We start from the raw sequence: 16,430 nt of genomic DNA, 5'->3' as shown, positions 1-16,430 counted from the left end.
GTCGACCTCTCGATCACGTGCGGGCGAGGGATTCGAGGTGGGTTGCTGCCTCGTCCGCGCCGCCGGCCGCGGCGAACGACTCGCGGACCTTCTGAGCGCCGGGCCGGTACTGGTCCGCCGACTCGATCGCTTTGCGGATGTCCGGGGACTTCGCGCGGTCGAAGCGGAGACGGACCCCCGCCGACGCCGACGTCACCTGCTCGGCCAGCATCATCTGGTCGTCGCGGATCGGGGCGACCACCAGCGGCACCCCGGCCGCCAGTGCCTCGCACACCGTGTTGTGCCCGCCGTGGCAAACCACCACCGACGCGCGCGCGAACACCGCGACCTGCGGAATCCGCCGTTCCAGCCGCACGTTCTCGCTGACCAGCCCACCCGCCGGATCCACCACCAGCCCCTGCACGGAAGGCATGCCCGCCAACGCGTCCACGCTCTCGGCGAGGAACCGTGCGCCCACCGAAACGTTCGACGTCCCCAGCGTCACCACGACCAGCGGACGACCGTCCGAAGAGGACCATTCACCCGAGGCGCCGGGCAGTACAGGACCGACGTAAGCCACCGGAGCCGCCAAGCGGGACGGACCGGCCAGCGCCCGCGTCGTGAACGCCAGCACCAGGTGCGGCGAGAACCGCAGGTCACCGAGCAGCACGCCGTGCCGGGCCCGCAGCCCGGCTTGGAGATCGGAAACCCAGGACGCGATCTTCGGCAACGCGCCCAGCGGGTCGGCCAGCTCGGTGGACGTCGACGCCGAGGTCGCCCACGGCAGCCCGCACCGCGCGGCGACCAGCCCTCCGGCCATCGCCTGCTGGTCCACCACGACCACGTCGGGGTCGAACGACGAGACGGCCGCCTGCACCCCCGGCACCATCGCGTCCGCCAGGGGAACCAGGTAGGACTCCCACAAGTACTTCAACGCGGCGAAGCCCCGCAGCTCGGGCGGCCGCAGGGAAAGCGAAAACGGCGCGGAGTCCCCCGCCGGAAAGACCACTCCGGGGACCAAAGTGGACACTTCCGGCGAAGGACCGCACCAGGCCACGGAATGTCCTCGCGCCACCAACGCCGAAGCCACCCCGCGCAACGGCGCGACGTGCCCGGCCAGCGGCGGCACGACCAGCAGGAACCTCACGCCGCGTGCCGTTCGATCCAGCGCAGCACCAGCTCGCGCACCTCCCGGTGCTGCTCGACCAGCACCGAGTGCCCCTGCCCCTCGAAGACGTGCAGCTCGCCGTGCGGCAGCACCGACGTCAGCGCTTCGAGGTCGTCGGCCTGGTAGCCCTGGCTGCCCAGGATGGACAGCACCGGGCAGCCGATCGCCGCCACCTGCTCCCACGTCAGCAACGGCCCGAGCGGCACCTCTTCGGCCATCTTCGTCGACGTGATCCGCTCGGCCGCCATCCGCGCCAGCCGCCGGTGGTGGGCGCTGAAGTTCGCCTCGATCCAGTCGAAGCTCTCCTCGACCTGCAGGAACTTCACGGTGTACGCGAGGATCTCGCTCATCTTCCCGGCCCACACCTCGGTCGCGGGCTCGGACTCGATGCACACGATGCTCCGGACGCGCGCCGGCTGAGCCACCGCGTAGCTGTAGGCGAGCGTCCCGCCGAAGCTGTTGCCGACCAGGTGCACCGGCCGGTCGACGCCGAGCTGCTTCAGCAGGTCGTCGAGGTCGGCGACGAAGTCGTCCAGGGTGTAGCCCCGTACCGGACGCTCGGTCTTGCCGTGCCCGCGCAGGTCGTAGCTGATGACGTCGATGCCGGCGGCGGCCACCGGCGGCGCCAGCGTGAGGTAGAAGCTCGCCAGGCTGTCGGTGCCCATGCCGTGCAGGAACACGACGGTCTCGGTACCGCCGGCGGGCACGAGCTGCACGTTGGTGCGCAGCCCGTTCACGGTCATCGTCGGCACGTGCGCTCCCCCACGAACCGGGCGATGTCGCCGACGGTCAGCCCGATGACGTCGTCGAGGTCCTGCTCCGCCAGGTACTCGGCGAGGTTGACCTCGGCGCCGAAGTGCTCGGTGAGGATGCTCGCGAAGGTCACCAGGTCGATGCTCTCCAGCTGCAGGTCCTCGTGGAAGGTCGTCTCGGGCGTGATCTCGATGCCGAGCACGTCGCCGACGAGCTCGGTGAGCAGCTCGGCGACGACGTCGAAAGTCGCGGACGCGTGGTCGGTGGTCATGGCGTGCTCCTGAGGTGTGCGATGGCGGTGTCACCGTTCAGCTCGACCGTGACGGCGAGGTCCGGGAGTGCGCGGCCGCGGCCGGACACCCGGCCGTCGTCGTGGACGCGGATCTCCGCCGGGTAGACGGGTTCGGCGAGCCGCGCCCGGACCGCGTCCTTCGCGGCGATGCGCTTCAGCAACCAGCCCCGCTGCGCGCGCGGCGAGACCGAAGCGAACTCGGCGCGTTCCTCGGCGCTGAGGTAGATGCCGGCGTAGATGTCCCGCGCGGCGACCGTCGGCCAGCGGTCGGTGACCGCGGCCGAGCCGTCGTCGCGTCGTTCCGCGAGCTGGTGGCGGTCCGGGAAGGCGTACACGCGGTGGGCCGCGCGGTCGCAGGGGAACCGGACGTCCCGCCAGCCCTCGATGGTCGCCAGCACCCGGCCGTCGCGCACGAGTTCGGCGTCCATCTCGAGCACGTCGGGCCGGGGCAGCCGGACGCGGATCACGCAGGCGACCCGGGTCCCGGGCGCGGGTTCCGGCGCGTGCCAGGTGAGCCGGCCGATCGACCGCGGGAAGGCGAGCAGGCCGTCGGAGCGGGCCGCCATCAGCCAGCAGCCGAGCAGCTGGCCGACGTTGTCGAGCAGCCCGCCGGGTGCTTCCGGGACGACGAGCTCGCCGCGGATGTGCTGCTCGCCGAGGCCGGTCAGCCGGGACAGGCCTCGGTACGCCGGGCCGTGGAACATCTCGCGCTGCGCGTAGATCTCCTCCGCGGTCAGCGGCGGCGGGGTCTCCGGCCCGGGCACCCCGGCCGGGGACGGCGGCGGGGCGAACGAGCCCAGTTCGACGGTCAGCAGCGCGTACGGTCCGATTTCGACGGTCACGCGGTCGCCATCGCGGCTCATCGACAGCGGCACGCGCTGCGCCGGCGACGCGATCAGCCACCGGGAGAACACGGCGTCCCGCACCGCGACCGCCGTCGTGCCCGGCCAAGTGCGCTCGACCGCCCGGCAGGCGAGGTCCACCAGCGTCGTGGCCGGCACCACCGGCCGGAAGTCGGACTCGTCGGGCCAGTCTTCGCGCTGCCGGAAGAACCGGTGGTCCCGCAGGTACGGCATCGCGGTCAGCGAGACGTCCACAGTGGACTCGAACCGCTTGCGCGCGGCCGCCGCCACGACGTCCGCCGCGGTCCGGCGGGTCTCGTCGAGCAACGCGGTGAACTCGGCGACGATCGCGTCCGGCACCCCGGCGGGCACCGCGGGGGCGTCGAGCAACCCGCGAGCCGCGTCTCCCAGCGACAGCAGGGAGTTCCCGGTGGTGAGCCGGATCCGCGGCGGCTCCAGGGCCGCGAAGTCCGGGTTCCCGCCTTCGGTCCATAACGCGGTCGCGACCCGGCGCAGCTGCGCGAGGCCGGAGCGGGTGCCGGACGCGGCCGCGACGACGAGGTGCCGCCGCTCGCCGAGCGTGTCGGTGATGTACGAACCGAGCTGCCCGGCACCGACCTGCACGAACGCGCGGAACCCGGCGTCGTGCAGTGCTTCGGTCAGCTCCCGGAACCGGACCGGGCGGATCAGGTGCACGAGGTAGAGCTCACGGACCGCGTCCGGCTCGGCCGGATAGGGCCGCGCGGTCGTCGCCGACCACACCGGCAGCGCCGGCTCGCGCAGGTCCAGCTCGGCGGCGAGCCGGGCGAACGGCGCGAGGTGCGGCCGCATCAGCGGGGTGTGGAAGCCCGACCGGAACGGCAGCGTCCGCGCCACGATCCCGAGGCCGCGGCACGTCTCGGCGAACTTCGCGACGACGTCGGGCGGGCCGCACACGATCGTCTGCTTCGTCGCGTTTTCGTGGGAGACGACGAGGTCACCGGGGAGCAGCTCGGCGACTCGCGCGGCCGGGCAGCCCAGCACCAGGTAGTCCGCGTCGGGCAGTTCGAACCCCTCGGGCCAGTAGCGGTCGAGAAGGCCCGGCTCCGCCCGGTACATCCCGGCGGCCTGCATCGCGGTCCACTCGCCGACGCTGTGCCCGGCCAGCGCGTCCGGCCGGATCGCCAGCCGCCGCAGGGCCTCGTCGAGCACCAGGCCGGTCGCCGACACGCTCGTCGCGCGGTCGAGCACACTCGCCGTGGACCACTGTGGACGGTCGAGGCCGAAGTGCTTCGCCACGTCCTCGACGCGTGGTTCGGCACCGGCCTCGAGTCCCGGGTGGACGAACGCGATCTTCCCGTTCGGCAGCAACGGGTCGACCGAGCACCAGATGTCGCCGCCACCGTGCCACGACCGGCCTTCGGCCGCCACCTTGGCGATCACCCTCCGGGCCGCGGCCAGCTTGCGCTCGTCCACGCCGGCGATCCCGATCCGGCAGGGGCCGTCACCTTCGCCGGGCCGGTCGAGACGCTCCAGCAGCTCTTCGGGGGTGTTCGCGGCCAGCCGCAGCACGCGTTCGGGCTCGTCGACGCGCACCCGCCGTTTCGGCGCCGGGTCCCCGGCCGCCAGCACGACGTGCGCGTTCACACCGCCGAAGCCGAACGCGTTGACCGCGCCGACGCGGGGCAGCGCGCCCCACGGCTCGGCCTCGGCCAGCACCCGGAACCGGGTCTTGTCCAGCAGCGGGTTCGGGTCGGCGCAGTTCAGCGTCGGCGGCAGCACGCCGTGGTGCAGAGCGAGCGCCACCTTGACCAGCCCGGCGGCCCCGGCCGTCGGCAGGGTGTGCCCGATCATCGACTTCACCGAGCCGATCACCGACCGCGGTCCCGCGACCTGCCCGAAGAAGTCGGCGACGGTGGTCAGCTCGGCGGCGTCCCCGGCGGGCGTGGCCGTGCCGTGGGCCTCCAGCAGGCCGATCTCCGCCGGGTCGAGCCCGTCCCAGGCCCGGCGCAGCGCGAGGGTCTGCCCGGCGACGGACGGGCTGAGCAGGCTCGCGCCCCGGCCGTCGCTCGACGTGCCGCTGCCGCGGATCACGGCGTACACGCGGTCGCCGTCACGCCGCGCGTCGGCCAGCCGCTTGAGCACGACGAGCGCGGTGCCCTCGCCGATGAGCATGCCGTCGGCGTCGCGCGAGAGCGGGCTGATCCGCTGGCTCGGCGACAGCGCGCCGAGCTGGGTGAACAGCGACCAGAGCGTGTCGTCGTGCGTCTGGTGGACGCCCCCGGCCAGCACGACGTCGCAGCGGCGCCGGGTCAGCTCGCCGATCGCCTGGTCGACCGCGACCAGCGAAGACGCGCAGGCGGCGTCCACTGTGTACGCGGGGCCGCCGAGGTCGAGCCGGTGGGCGACGCGGGCGGCGGCGAGGTTCGGCACCAGCCCGGCGGCGGTCTCCGGCCGGAACTCGCCGAGGGGTTCCAGCAGCGCCGTCCGGAGCCGGTCCAGGACGTCCGGCCCGGCCGACGGCATCAGCTCGCCGACCGTGCGGGTGACCTGCCGGACGGTCCGGACGCGCTGGTCGAAGCCCCGCAGCCCGGGCGAGAGGTAGCCGCCGCGGCCGAGCACGACGCCGACGCGCTCGAGGTCGCCGAGCCGGCCGAGGCCACCGGCGTCGCCGACCGCGGCCAGGGCGACGGCCAGCGCCGTCAGCTGGTCCGGCTCGGCGCCTTCGAGCGACATCGGCGGGACGCCGTGGGCGATCGGGTCGAAGTCCAGGGTGTCGGGGGCGAACCCGCCGCGGCGGCCGTGGGTCCGGTCCGGCGCGGTCGCGTCGTGGCCGTGGAACGCCGGGTCGCGGCGGTGCGGCGGGATCTCGGTGACGGCGTCGACGCCCTCGGTGAGGTTCCGCCAGTACTGGTCCACTGTGGACGCACCGGGCAGGAACACGCCCATGCCGACGATCGCGACCGGCTCCTGGCTCACCACAACGACGCCGTGTACAGGACGGCGCGGTCGGTGCCGTAAGCGAGTTCGCGCAGCAGGGCGGCGGTGCCCTCGTCCGCGTCGAGCAGGCTGATGTCCCGGCGTTCGTACTCGCGTGCGAGTTCGGGTGACACCATCCCGCCGTGGTCGTCCGCGGGCGCCCACGGTCCCCAGTGGACGGTCACGGCGCGGCCGGGCCAACCGGCGCCCACCGCCTCCAGCGCGTCGTTCGCCGCGGCGTAGTCGGTCTGGCCGCGGTTGCCGAGCACCGCGGCGATGCTGCCGAAGAAGGTGACGAACCCGGGTTCGACGCCGGTTTCGGCCAGCGCGGCGAGGAGGGAGCGCGCGCCGTCAACCTTGGTCTCGAACACGGTCCGGAAGGAGTGCTCGTCCTTGTCCGCCATGAGCTTGTCGTCGAGCACGCCCGCCGCGAAGACGACACCGTCGACCCGGCCGTCGAGGCTCTTGACGAGGTGGCGGACGGCGTCCGGGTCGCGCACGTCGAGCGACCGGTAGGCCGGGTCACCGCCGGCGGCGCGGATCTCGTCGAGGGTGCGGCCGATTTCACGCTGGGCCAGCACGGTCCGCACGCGGTGTTCGATGTCGGCGACCGAGCCACCGCGCCCGGCCAGCACCGCGCGCATCGCGGCCGGGTCGGCGGGCAGGTCGTCCGGCTCGCCCGGCCACGGCGTCCGCCCGGCGAGCTCGAGCCGGCACCCCGAGGCGGCGAACGCGATCGCCACGCGGGCGGTGATCCCGCGCGCCCCGCCGACCAGCAGGACGACGGAGTCCGGGCCGAGGCCGAGCGCGGACAGCTCACCCCCACCCGGCCCGGCGCCGGAGTAGGCGATCGCCGGGAGGTCCGCGGGCCGGGGTTCGATCGTGAAGCGGCCGGTCTCATCGTGGCCGACCACCGCCGGCCCGTCGCTGAGGGCTTCGTCCACCAGGGTCTTCGCCACGTCCTGCGTCACCTCCACGAGCCGGGTGACGTCGTCGCGTTCCAGCGCGGCCGACCGCACCAGGCCGCGGAGCCCGGGGACGCCGGGTTTCGCGGCGACCAGGACGGTGCCGCTCGTGGCCTTGAGCCGGGTGAACACCCGCAGGACGTCGTCGCCGAGGAGGACGGTGATGTCCGCGTCGCCGGTGACGACCTCCGCCCCGGCCGCGGCGAACGCGGCCCGCACGGCGTCGTCCTCGGCGGCCACGGTCTTCCCGCGCAGCCGCCCGGGATCCGGGTCCAGCGGCACGGGCACCCGGTCGAGCCGGTACCGCGTGGGCGCGGCGGCCGCCGGGGCGGGGTTCAGCCAGCTCTCCAGGTGCGCGGCCAGCGCGTCGGCGGTCCGGTCGCGGCTGAGCTGGTCGGTGCGGTCGTCGGCCGGGAGCCCCAGCCGGGACAGCAGGGTGCCCGCGATCTCGGTGCGCTTGATCGAGTCGATCGACAGGTCGGCTTCGAGGTCGAGGTCGCCGGCGATCATCTCGGCGGGGTAGCCGGTGCGCTCGCTGATCACGCCGAGCACGGTGGTCTTGACGTCCGCCGGGGCTTCGGTCACCGGTTCGGGTTCGGGTTCGGGGATCACGATGGGTGCGGGCGTGGGGGCGGGCGCGCTGCCCAGGTAGCCGAGCATGACCTCCCGCTGGGCGGCGACGAGTTCGCGGGTGGCGCGGAGGAAGTCGACGACCGCCTGGTCGCGGCCGGGCGCGGGCTGGGTCATGGCTGAACTCCGGATTCGTCGGGCCGGGGGCAGGGCGGGAGCCTCGGCGCCGGGCGCGCGGACGGACCGCCCGTCGACGGCCCAGGCGGTCGGGGAGGGTGCGGGACGTCGTCGCCGGTTCAGACGCTCGGTCCGGACGTCGACACCGGCTCGCGCGAGAGTGCGCAGGGCGGTCAGGAAGGCCTTCAGATCGGGCCCGCAGGCGACGACGGTGTGCGGACGGTCGCCGAGGATCTCCCCGACCAGCCGGGTGAGCACCCGCCCCGGCCCGACCTCGACGAACGTCCGCGCCCCGGCGTCGTACATCGCGTCGATCTGGTCGAGGAACCGGACGGGTGCGCCGATCTGGGCAACGAGTTCGCTTCGGACGTCATCTTCGTACGGCTTCGCGGTGCGGTTCGACCACACCGTTCGCCGGGGGGTCCCGACGTCCTCCCGGGCGAGTGCGGCACCGAAGAGATCACCCGCCCCGGCGACCAACGGGCTGTGGAAGGCGCAGGCGACGGGGATCCGCTGGGCGGTGATGCCGGTTTCGCGCAGCCGCCGGACAGCGCGCTCGACGGCGGCCGTGGGTCCCGACAGGACGACCTGCTCGGGCGCGTTGTGGTTGGCGATCACGACGTCCGGGCCGATGAGGGTCGGGGTCAGCAGGTCCTTCGCCGCTTTGACGGCGGCCATCGCGCCGGGCCGGGCGACGTCCGCGATGGCGTTCGCGCGGGCCCGGCTCAGGCGGAGGAGGGTCTCGGTGTCGAAGGCCCCGGCGACCGACAGCGCGACGAGCTCGCCGTAGGAGTGCCCGGCGAGGAAGTCGGGACGCACGCCGACTTGGCCGAGAAGTCTCGCGACGGCGGTTTCGACGAGCCCGAGCGCGGGCTGGGCGACGCGGGTGTCGGTGAGGGCTTGTTCCTGCGCCTCGGCGGTCGCTGAGGCGAAGGATTGGGAGGGAAACGCTTTCGCGGCGACGTCGGGGGCGAGCTTGAGGAGGTCGGCGAGTTCGGGGAAGTGCACGAACAACTCGGCGAGCATGCCGATGCGCTGGCTGCCCTGGCCGGGGAAGAGGAAGGCGACCCCGCCCGGATCGGCCTCGCCCGAGACGGATTGACCCGCAGTACCGGCCGTCAGCGGCTCGCCCGTGCTTTGCCCGATCCCGGCCAGCACCTCCTCCGCCTCCGGTGCCCAATCGCGCGGGCCGTGACGACGGTCCGGGGCCACCGGTCCCGCGCCCAGCACCGCGTGGAAGTTCGTCCCGCCGAAGCCGAACGCGCTCACCCCCGCCAGGCGGGCCGGGTCGGCCCACGGCCGCGCGCTCGTCGTGAACGTGAACGGGCTCGCCGCCGCGTCCCAAGCCTCGTTCGGCTTGCTCAAGTGCACCGTCGGGGGCACCACCTCGTGCCACAGCGCCAGCGCCGCCTTGATCAAGCCGGCCAGGCCCGCCGCGCACTTCGTGTGGCCGATCTGGCTCTTGACCGACCCCAGCACACACGAGCCGGGCGCGGCACCCGCGTCGGCGAAGAAGCCGGTCAACGTCCGCAGCTCCGTCGCGTCGCCGACCACCGTGCCGGTTCCGTGCGCCTCCACCAGACCCACGTCCACCGGGGATACTCCGGCGTCTCGGTAAGCCCTTTCCAGGGCCCGGTGCTGACCCTCCGGACGCGGCGCGGTCAACCCCAGCGCCTTGCCGTCGCTCGCCGCGCCCACGCCCTTGACCACCGCGTAGATCCGGTCGCCGTCGCGTTCGGCGTCGGACAGGCGCTTCAGCACCAGGCACGCGACGCCCTCGCCCAGCGCGATCCCGTCGGCCGCCGCGTCGAACGGGCGGCAGCGGCCCGTCGGGGACAACGCTCCCGCCGAGGTGAACATCAGGTAGTCGTGGATGCCGTTGTGCAGGTCGACCGCGCCGCACAGCACCAGCGAGCTCGTCCCCGCCCGCAGCTCCTTCGCCGCCAGGTCGAGCGCGGCCAGCGACGAGCCGCACGCGGCGTCCACCGTGTAGTTCGCGCCGCCGAGGTCGAGCCGGTTGGCGATCCGGCCGGAGATGACGTTCGCGAGCGTGCCGGGGAACGTGTCCTCCGTCGGCGCGGGCAGCTGGGCGAGCAGCTCGGGCGGCACCTCGTCGAGGTAGCCGTCGAGCAGCGACCGCAGCGCGCCCGCGTTGGCGAGGTCGCCGCCCGCCTCCGCGCCGAACACGACGCTGGTGTGCTCGCGGTCGAACTCGCGCTCGCCGTACCCCGCGTCGGCCAGCGCCCGGCGCGCGGTCTCCAGGGACACCAGTTGCGCGGGATCGATGCTGCCCATCGCGGACGGCGGGATGCCGTAGTCGAGCGGGTCGACTTCCAACGGAGGCAGGAACCCGCCCCACTTCGAAGTGGACTGTCCGAAGTAGACGGCGGGATCCCAGCGTTCCGCCGGGACCTCGGTCACCGCGTCCTCGCCGCGCAGGACGTTCGACCAGAACGCTTCGAGGTCGGGCGCACCCGGGAACGTGCAGGCCATGCCGATGACGGCGATGTCCCCGGTGTCCGAGGTCGACGCGGGTTCCGCCGCCCGCGCAAAGGATTTCCCGGCCGTCACCTCGGCGTGCAGGGCGGCGATCGTCGTCCGGCGGTCGCGCAGCACGGCGACCTCGCCGGCCATGAACATCCCCTCGGCGAGCTGGGTCTCTTCGGCCAGCGGCGAGCCGTCGCGGCGGACGCCCTTGCTCGCGACGCGCAGCCGTCCGGTGTTCAGCTCTTCCAGCCGCTGCCACGCCTCCTGCGCGGGCACGTCGCTCAGCCCGGCCTTGACCTGCTCGAACTCCGCCGTGTACGGGCTCGGCAAGCACCGCGTGCGGTGGCCCGGCGCGGTCTCGAGCGTGACGGTGCGGTCCGCGGCGAGCGCGCGTTCCTGGAACAGGCCGGTGATCGCGCCGTGCGTCACGGCTTCTTCGGTGAAGAGGTACGCGGTGCCCATCAGGACGCCGACGGCGTCGAGCGGCGCCGCCATCGCGGTGACCATCGCGGCCGACCGGGCGTCGTGGATCCCGCCCGCGAACAGCACTTCGACGTCCTCGGCCGCGCCGAGGACGTCGAGTTGTTCCTCCCACAGCGCGAAACTCGGCCGCGGGCCGACGTGCCCACCGCATTCGGCGCCCTCGAAGACGAACCGGCGGACCCCGGCGTCGAGGTACTGCCCGAGCAGGATCGGCGACGGGACGTGCACGAACGTCGCGATCCCCTCGGCCTCCAAAGCCTTGACCTGTCCGGGTTTCCCGCCCGCGATCAGCACGCACCGCGGCCGCGCGGCGCGGATCGCGACGAGCTGCTCGACGCGCAGGGCGTCGGGCACGAAACCGAGGATGCCGGCGCCCCACGGCCGGTCGCCGAGACGCTCGGCGGTGCGCGTGAGCAGCTCGGTGGTGCGCGCGCCGTTCGCCGTGGCCACCGCTACGAACGGGAACCCGCCCGCTTCGGCGACCGCGGCCGCGAACCCCGGCTGGTCGCTGACCCGCGTCATCGGGCCTTGGACCACCGGGAGCGCGCTGCCCAAGGTCCGGCACAGCCGATCCGGCGGCGCGACCGCCGGGACCGAGGCGCCGACGACCCGGCGGACGTCCGCTTCCACTGTGGAATCGAGGAGCACTCCGGCCGCGCCGCCGGCGAGTGCCCCCACCGCCGTCCGCGGGCCGGCCGCGTTGCCCCACACCGGGACGTCGAACGTGCCGAGAAGCTGTTGCAGCAGAACGAAGTCGCTCAGTTCGCCGCCGCGGGCGAGCAGCCCCAGCGCGCCACCGGCGACGGCCTCCCCGGCCGTCGCGAGGTCGGACACCTCGGCGAGCGAGCCGGTCCACGGCGCCGTCGTGCGGACGGCGAAGGCGACGCCCTCGGGAACCGGACCGTCCGTGCGCACCCCGTAGGGCACCCGGACCCGCGCCGCGACGAGCCGGAGATCGGCCGGATCGGCGCCGTCCAGCACCCCGAGACCGCCGCCGCGAGCGACGGCGGCCACCGCGTCGGGGTCGCCGATGCCCAGGCATCGCAGCCGTCGAGCGTGCGACGGCGGGACGAGCTCGGCCATCGGCGGACCTCCTGTGCGGGGTGGGGTGATCTTCACGCAGACCAATCACAGGAATAACGCACCGGACCTGTAAAAAGCAATACTCGTGCTAGGGTGTGAAACTGTGAAGACCGCACGATCACGGCCCTGACCAGCACTTTTGTCATACGCATTCTAAACGGGAAATGCTATTCGCTCACCTGCGTAACAATAGCCCGGAAAATACTGGAGTCCGCGTGGAACTGACCGGACGCGTCGTCGTGCTGACCGGCGCCGCACACGGAATCGGGGCCGCCATGGCGCGGCGCTTCGCCGCCGAGGGCGCGGCCGGGGTGGTCGTGTCCGACGTCGACGCCGCAGGCGCCGGGCGCGTGGCGGACGCAATAGCCGACGCGGGCGGGCGCGCCGTCGCCGTGACCGCAGACGCGAAGTCCAAAAAGGACCTGAAGACGCTGGTCGCGGCGGCCCGCGCCGAGTTCGGCGAGGTGGACCTGTTCTGCGCCAACGCGGGCGCGGCGTTCGGCACCGGCGTCCACGCCGCGGACGAGCAGTGGACGAGGTCGTGGGAGATCAACGTCATGCAGCACGTCCACGCCGCGCAGGTCGTGCTGCCCGCGATGCTCGCGCGCGGCGAGGGCTACCTGCTGATCACGGCGTCGGGTGCCGGGCTGCTCGGCACCCCCGGCGACGCGCCGTACTCGGTCACCAAGCACGCGGCCGTCGGCCTCGCCGAATGGCTGGCGATCACCTACCGGCCGCGCGGCGTGCGGGTCAGCGCGCTGTGCCCGCTCGGCGTCCGGACGGCGCTGCTCGAACCCGGCATCGCCGCCGGCCACCCGGCCGCGCTGGCGATCGCCGCGGCCGCACCACTGCTCGAACCCGAGGACGTCGCCGACGCGGTCGTGCGCGGCCTCGGCACGGAGGAGTTCCTGATCCTGCCGCACGCCTGCGTGCGGGAGTCGTTCGTGCGCAAGGCGGGCGCGGTCGACGCGTGGATCGACGAGATGGCTGTCCAGGGAGGCTGAACGTGGAGTACCGCAGGCTCGGCGCGAGCGGGCTGGCCGTGAGCGAGATCGCCTACGGCAACTGGCAGACGCACGACGCACCCGGCTGCGTCGCCGCGGCGCTGGACGCCGGCGTCACGACGTTCCACACCGCGGCGGCGTGGGACGGTGGCGCGGCGGAGGCGTCCTTCGGCTCGGCGTTCTCCGGTGTCCGGCGCGACGAGATCGTGTTGTGCACCGGCGTGTTCTGGCCGGAGGGCCCGGGGCCGAACGACGCCGGGCTGAGCCGCAAGCACGTGATCGCGTCGCTGGAAGGCTCGCTGCGGCGGTTGCGCACCGACCACGTCGACGTCCACCAGCTGCTGCGCTTCGACTACCGGACGCCGGTCGCCGAGACGTTCCTCGCGCTCTCGGATCTGGTGCGGCAGGGGAAGATCCGGTACGTCGGCACGTCGGAGTGGACGGCCGAGCAGCTGCTGCAAGCGCACGAGGCGGCGGTGCGGTACGACGTGCCGTTCATCGCGAATCAGCCGCACTATTCGATGCTGTGGCGCGTGCCCGAGGCCCAGGTGATGCCGGTGGGCGAGCGGATCGGCGTCGGGCAGTTCGCGTCGATGCCGCTGGCGCAGGGCGTGCTGACCGGCAAGTACCGCGACGGGCACATCCCGGCGGGCTCGCGCGCGACCGGGCCGGCGCACGCGCGGCCGCTGCTGATGCCGGAGCTGCTGGAGCGGGTGGAGCTGCTGCGCGGCGTCGCGGACGACGCGGGCCTGACGATGGCGCAGCTCGCGCTGGCGTGGACGTTGCAGCACGAGACCGTCGCGTCGACGGTGGTGGGGGCGAGCACACCGGAGCAGGTCACGGAGAACGCGAAGGCCGCCGGCGTCCGGCTGGACCTCGACGTGCTGACCCGGGTCGACCAGCTGCTCGGCAGCTTCGTGCAGACCGATCCGCGGCTGGTGTGGTCCCCGCCGGCCTACTCAGCGTCGTCAGCCTGAGCCGAGGCAGACGAAGGGCCGTCGGAACGGGTCGACGGCGATCGCGTCGGCCAGGGCCAGCGCGGGACTGTCCCGGACGGCCAGGGCGCGGTAGTAGTCGTCCATCGCGGCCGCCGAGGCCAGGTCACCGACGCGCGACAGCGGCGCGATCACCGTGCGGGAGCCGCTGGCGAGCAGGGCGCTGGCGAAGCCGAGGGCTTCGTCGCCCGGCCGGATCCGGTTGAGCGCGAGTTCGCAGGCGGCGAAGACGACTTGCCGCGGCGGTTGCCGCAGCCCGGCCATCTCGTGCCCGAAGAGGGCGCCGTCGGCGAGCTCGAGGCGGGAGAACAGCGCGTTCTCCGGCTCGTGCGCGCCGTGCGCGGCGAAGTGGGCGAGCTTGGCGCCGTCCATCGCGCGCAGCACCGACTTCACGGTGGCCTTGGCGCCGGTCATGGTCGTCGCGGTGCGGTAGTGCGTGGTCAGCTTCTCCAGCTCACCACGCGCACCGGCGAGGCCCGGCCCGCGGACGAGCACGATCTTGCGGGCCCGCGGCGACTTCGTCAGCTCGGCGGCGAGCCACGCCCCCGCCGACGGCGCGACGACGGTGGGCCGCCCCCGCAGCCCGGGCAGGACGCCCCACGGAACGGCGTAGAGCGGCCCGGTGGGGACGATGACCAGCTCGCGATCGCCGAAGACCTCGGCCAGCGGCTGGATGAGCTGGGCGTCGAGCTTGTCGGCCTGCTTGCGCGCCGACGCCATGACGACCTCGGCCAGCCGTTCGGGCAGGTTGTCGGGCGCGAGGGCGTCGAGGTCGACGTTGAGCACGCGCCCGGACTCGGCGGCGGCACCGGCGGACCCGAGCCGCACGAGCCGGCACTCACCCCCGGCGACGACGACGGCGACGAGCTCGTCCCCGGACGCGGCGAAGCTGACCAGCGCCCGTTCCCCGAGCTGCGCGACGACCTCGTTCAGCCCGGCCACCGGCCGCGGCCGCCCCCAGCCCCCGGTGTGCCAGCCGAGCCGCTGAGCCTCGCGGAGACGCTCGTTGTACTTGGCCCGCAGCCCGGCGATGGGGTGGCCGTCGTGCTGGGCCTCTTGGATGGCCTGGCCCAGACCCCGCACCTCGGCGACGCGCGCGGCGAGCTCGGGATCGGTCCCGGCGGAGAGCGGCTCGTACCGGTAGGTCTGCGCGCGGGTCCGTTCGAGCCAGACGAACAGGCGCCGGGCATCGCTGCGTTCGAGCACGAGCTTCACGGCGAGGTCGGCGAGCTCCTGGCCGTGGAGCGCGGTCCCCGACACGAGGTCCAGCCCACCCATGCGATCGCGGACGGCGTCGAGTTCGGTGAGCCCCGACCGGATCTCGGTGAGCGCCTTGGCCCGGCTCCCCTGGGCGACGGCGAGTTCGGCCCGGCAGAGGCGGCGCAGCATCCGGTAGTCGATGGGGGTGAGCTGCCCGGGGCGAGGGACCTTCTGGAGCGTTTCGACGGCGCGTTTGAGGTTGCCGCGCCGGATGTCCAGGCGGACGGCCAGCATCCGCGCCGTGGCGGCCTGCTCGGCGAGCATCGGCGAGGGCATCTTCGCCGCGATGCGGATGGCCCTGGTGGGCAACGCGGCCGGCACCTCGGCCGAATGCAGAGCCGCCCGCACATCGGCGTGCAGCCCGATGATCACGGCGTTGGCGACGCAGGTCTGACACCCGGCCCGGCGCATGCCCCGCCGGGCGGCCGCGGCCATCTCGCGGGCGAGGTCCAGCTCGTCGTTCTTCAGGGCGGCCGATGCGCGGTAGAGCTCGACCCGGGCCTGTTCGCGAGCGACGCTGGGCTGAGCGCTCATTTCCAGCAGAAGGTCGTCGAGATGCCTGCCGGCCTCGTCCGCCAGTCCCGCCGCCAGCAGGGCTTGCGCCTGCTCGATGCGCAGCAGCGCCGGCAACTCCATGTCCAGGGCCCGGTAGGTCCGCTCGGTCTCCTCGTAGAAGCGCAGGGCCTCGGGAACGTCCCCGGTCCGCAGGGCCAGCGTGCCCAGGTTGCGTCGCACGTCGGCCACCATCGCCCGCAGCTCGTACTTCTCGGCGAGCTCCAGTGATCGGGTCAGGTCGGCGCGGGCCTGCTGGACGTTGCCCAGCCTCGTGTGCGCCCATCCGCGCGAAGACAAACTCCGGACGAGCGAATCCATGCGCGACTCCGGATCGGCGGCGTGCGCCATCCGGTATTCCTTGTCCGCGATCGAGGCGTCGAAGTAGCCGAGGCTCTCCTCGTTGCGGCCGACAGCCATCAGCTTGGCCGCGTAGTTGTAGTTCAGCGCCCCGCTCAGCTCCGCGCGGAGCACGGGATCGTCGACCGTCTTGACCAGCAGTCGCACGTCGTCCAGACCCGCCAGTCCGGCCGCCAGGTCCCCGCTGATCTCCGACGACATGGCGACCAAGGTGCTCGACAGGCGGATCCGTGTCACCAGCCAGTCCGTACGGATGCCTTCGGGCACCGGGTGGATCGAGTCCAGCAGCCCCATCCCGCGCCGCAGCAGCCGGACTCCCTCGTGGTACCGCGCCAAACACGAAGCATCAGTTGCGGCTCGCTGGAGCTTGCGGACCTCATCGACGACTTCCGACGGGTCCAGGTTCGTCACAGGCACTCCACCATGACAGCACAGGCTGTAGCAGAAGACGCCCGCCTACCCTGTGAAGATCGGCAGGCGGGCGATTACAACTTGGTCAAGC

8 protein-coding genes are annotated in these 16,430 nt (G+C 73.4%); 2 read left to right on the top strand and 6 right to left on the bottom strand.

Annotated features, from left to right (window positions below; genetic code table 11):
• Positions 1-13: 13 nt before the first annotated feature.
• From AA23TX_RS49525 to AA23TX_RS05090, 5 genes are read right to left on the bottom strand one after another with little or no spacing between them, the layout of a single operon-like run.
• Positions 14-1,126, bottom strand: a complete 1,113-nt coding sequence (locus AA23TX_RS49525; protein ID WP_196425183.1) for a glycosyltransferase — start codon at positions 1,124-1,126, stop codon at positions 14-16.
• Positions 1,123-1,899 carry an alpha/beta fold hydrolase gene (locus AA23TX_RS05105; protein WP_155541424.1) on the bottom strand — a complete coding sequence of 259 codons (777 nt, stop codon included), beginning with the start codon at positions 1,897-1,899 and terminating at the stop codon, positions 1,123-1,125. The genes AA23TX_RS49525 and AA23TX_RS05105 overlap by 4 nt, the downstream gene beginning before the upstream one ends.
• A complete protein-coding gene (locus tag AA23TX_RS05100; protein WP_155541423.1) occupies positions 1,887-2,171 on the bottom strand; it encodes an acyl carrier protein in 285 nt (94 codons plus the stop codon). Before AA23TX_RS05100 ends, AA23TX_RS05105 begins: the two co-directional genes overlap by 13 nt.
• On the bottom strand, positions 2,168-5,995 hold the full coding sequence (locus AA23TX_RS05095) for a beta-ketoacyl synthase N-terminal-like domain-containing protein (protein WP_155541422.1): 3,828 nt from the start codon (positions 5,993-5,995) through the stop codon (positions 2,168-2,170). Before AA23TX_RS05095 ends, AA23TX_RS05100 begins: the two co-directional genes overlap by 4 nt.
• The gene (locus tag AA23TX_RS05090) at positions 5,989-11,757 is read right to left on the bottom strand and encodes a type I polyketide synthase (RefSeq protein ID WP_155541421.1); all 5,769 of its coding nucleotides are present in this window, start codon (positions 11,755-11,757) and stop codon (positions 5,989-5,991) included. The genes AA23TX_RS05095 and AA23TX_RS05090 overlap by 7 nt, the downstream gene beginning before the upstream one ends.
• A 215-nt stretch (positions 11,758-11,972) precedes the next feature.
• Between AA23TX_RS05090 and AA23TX_RS05085 the strand changes: the two genes are divergently transcribed.
• Both AA23TX_RS05085 and AA23TX_RS05080 read left to right on the top strand, forming a co-directional pair.
• Positions 11,973-12,761, top strand: a complete 789-nt coding sequence (locus AA23TX_RS05085; RefSeq protein ID WP_155541420.1) for an SDR family oxidoreductase — start codon at positions 11,973-11,975, stop codon at positions 12,759-12,761.
• A 2-nt stretch (positions 12,762-12,763) separates the two neighbouring features.
• The gene (locus tag AA23TX_RS05080; RefSeq protein ID WP_155541419.1) at positions 12,764-13,738 is read left to right on the top strand and encodes an aldo/keto reductase; all 975 of its coding nucleotides are present in this window, start codon (positions 12,764-12,766) and stop codon (positions 13,736-13,738) included.
• Here the strand turns inward: AA23TX_RS05080 and AA23TX_RS05075 are convergent.
• A complete protein-coding gene (locus AA23TX_RS05075) occupies positions 13,730-16,339 on the bottom strand; it encodes a CHAT domain-containing protein (protein WP_155541418.1) in 2,610 nt (869 codons plus the stop codon). The two genes, AA23TX_RS05080 and AA23TX_RS05075, sit on opposite strands and share 9 nt — an antisense overlap.
• Between the last annotated feature and the right edge of the window lie 91 nt (positions 16,340-16,430).

It is taken from the genome of Amycolatopsis camponoti (assembly GCF_902497555.1).
GTDB classification, from domain to species: Bacteria; Actinomycetota; Actinomycetes; order Mycobacteriales; family Pseudonocardiaceae; genus Amycolatopsis; species Amycolatopsis camponoti.
The sequence above is the reverse complement of the archived record's forward strand: the minus strand, read 5'-3'. Positions and strand labels throughout refer to the sequence as shown.

Coding starts and splice junctions, on each gene's coding strand:
- AA23TX_RS05090 (WP_155541421.1), bottom strand. CDS start 11,757: ATGGCCGAGCTCGTCCCGCCGTCGCACGCTCGACGGCTGCGATGCCTG.
- AA23TX_RS05100 (WP_155541423.1), bottom strand. CDS start 2,171: ATGACCACCGACCACGCGTCCGCGACTTTCGACGTCGTCGCCGAGCTG.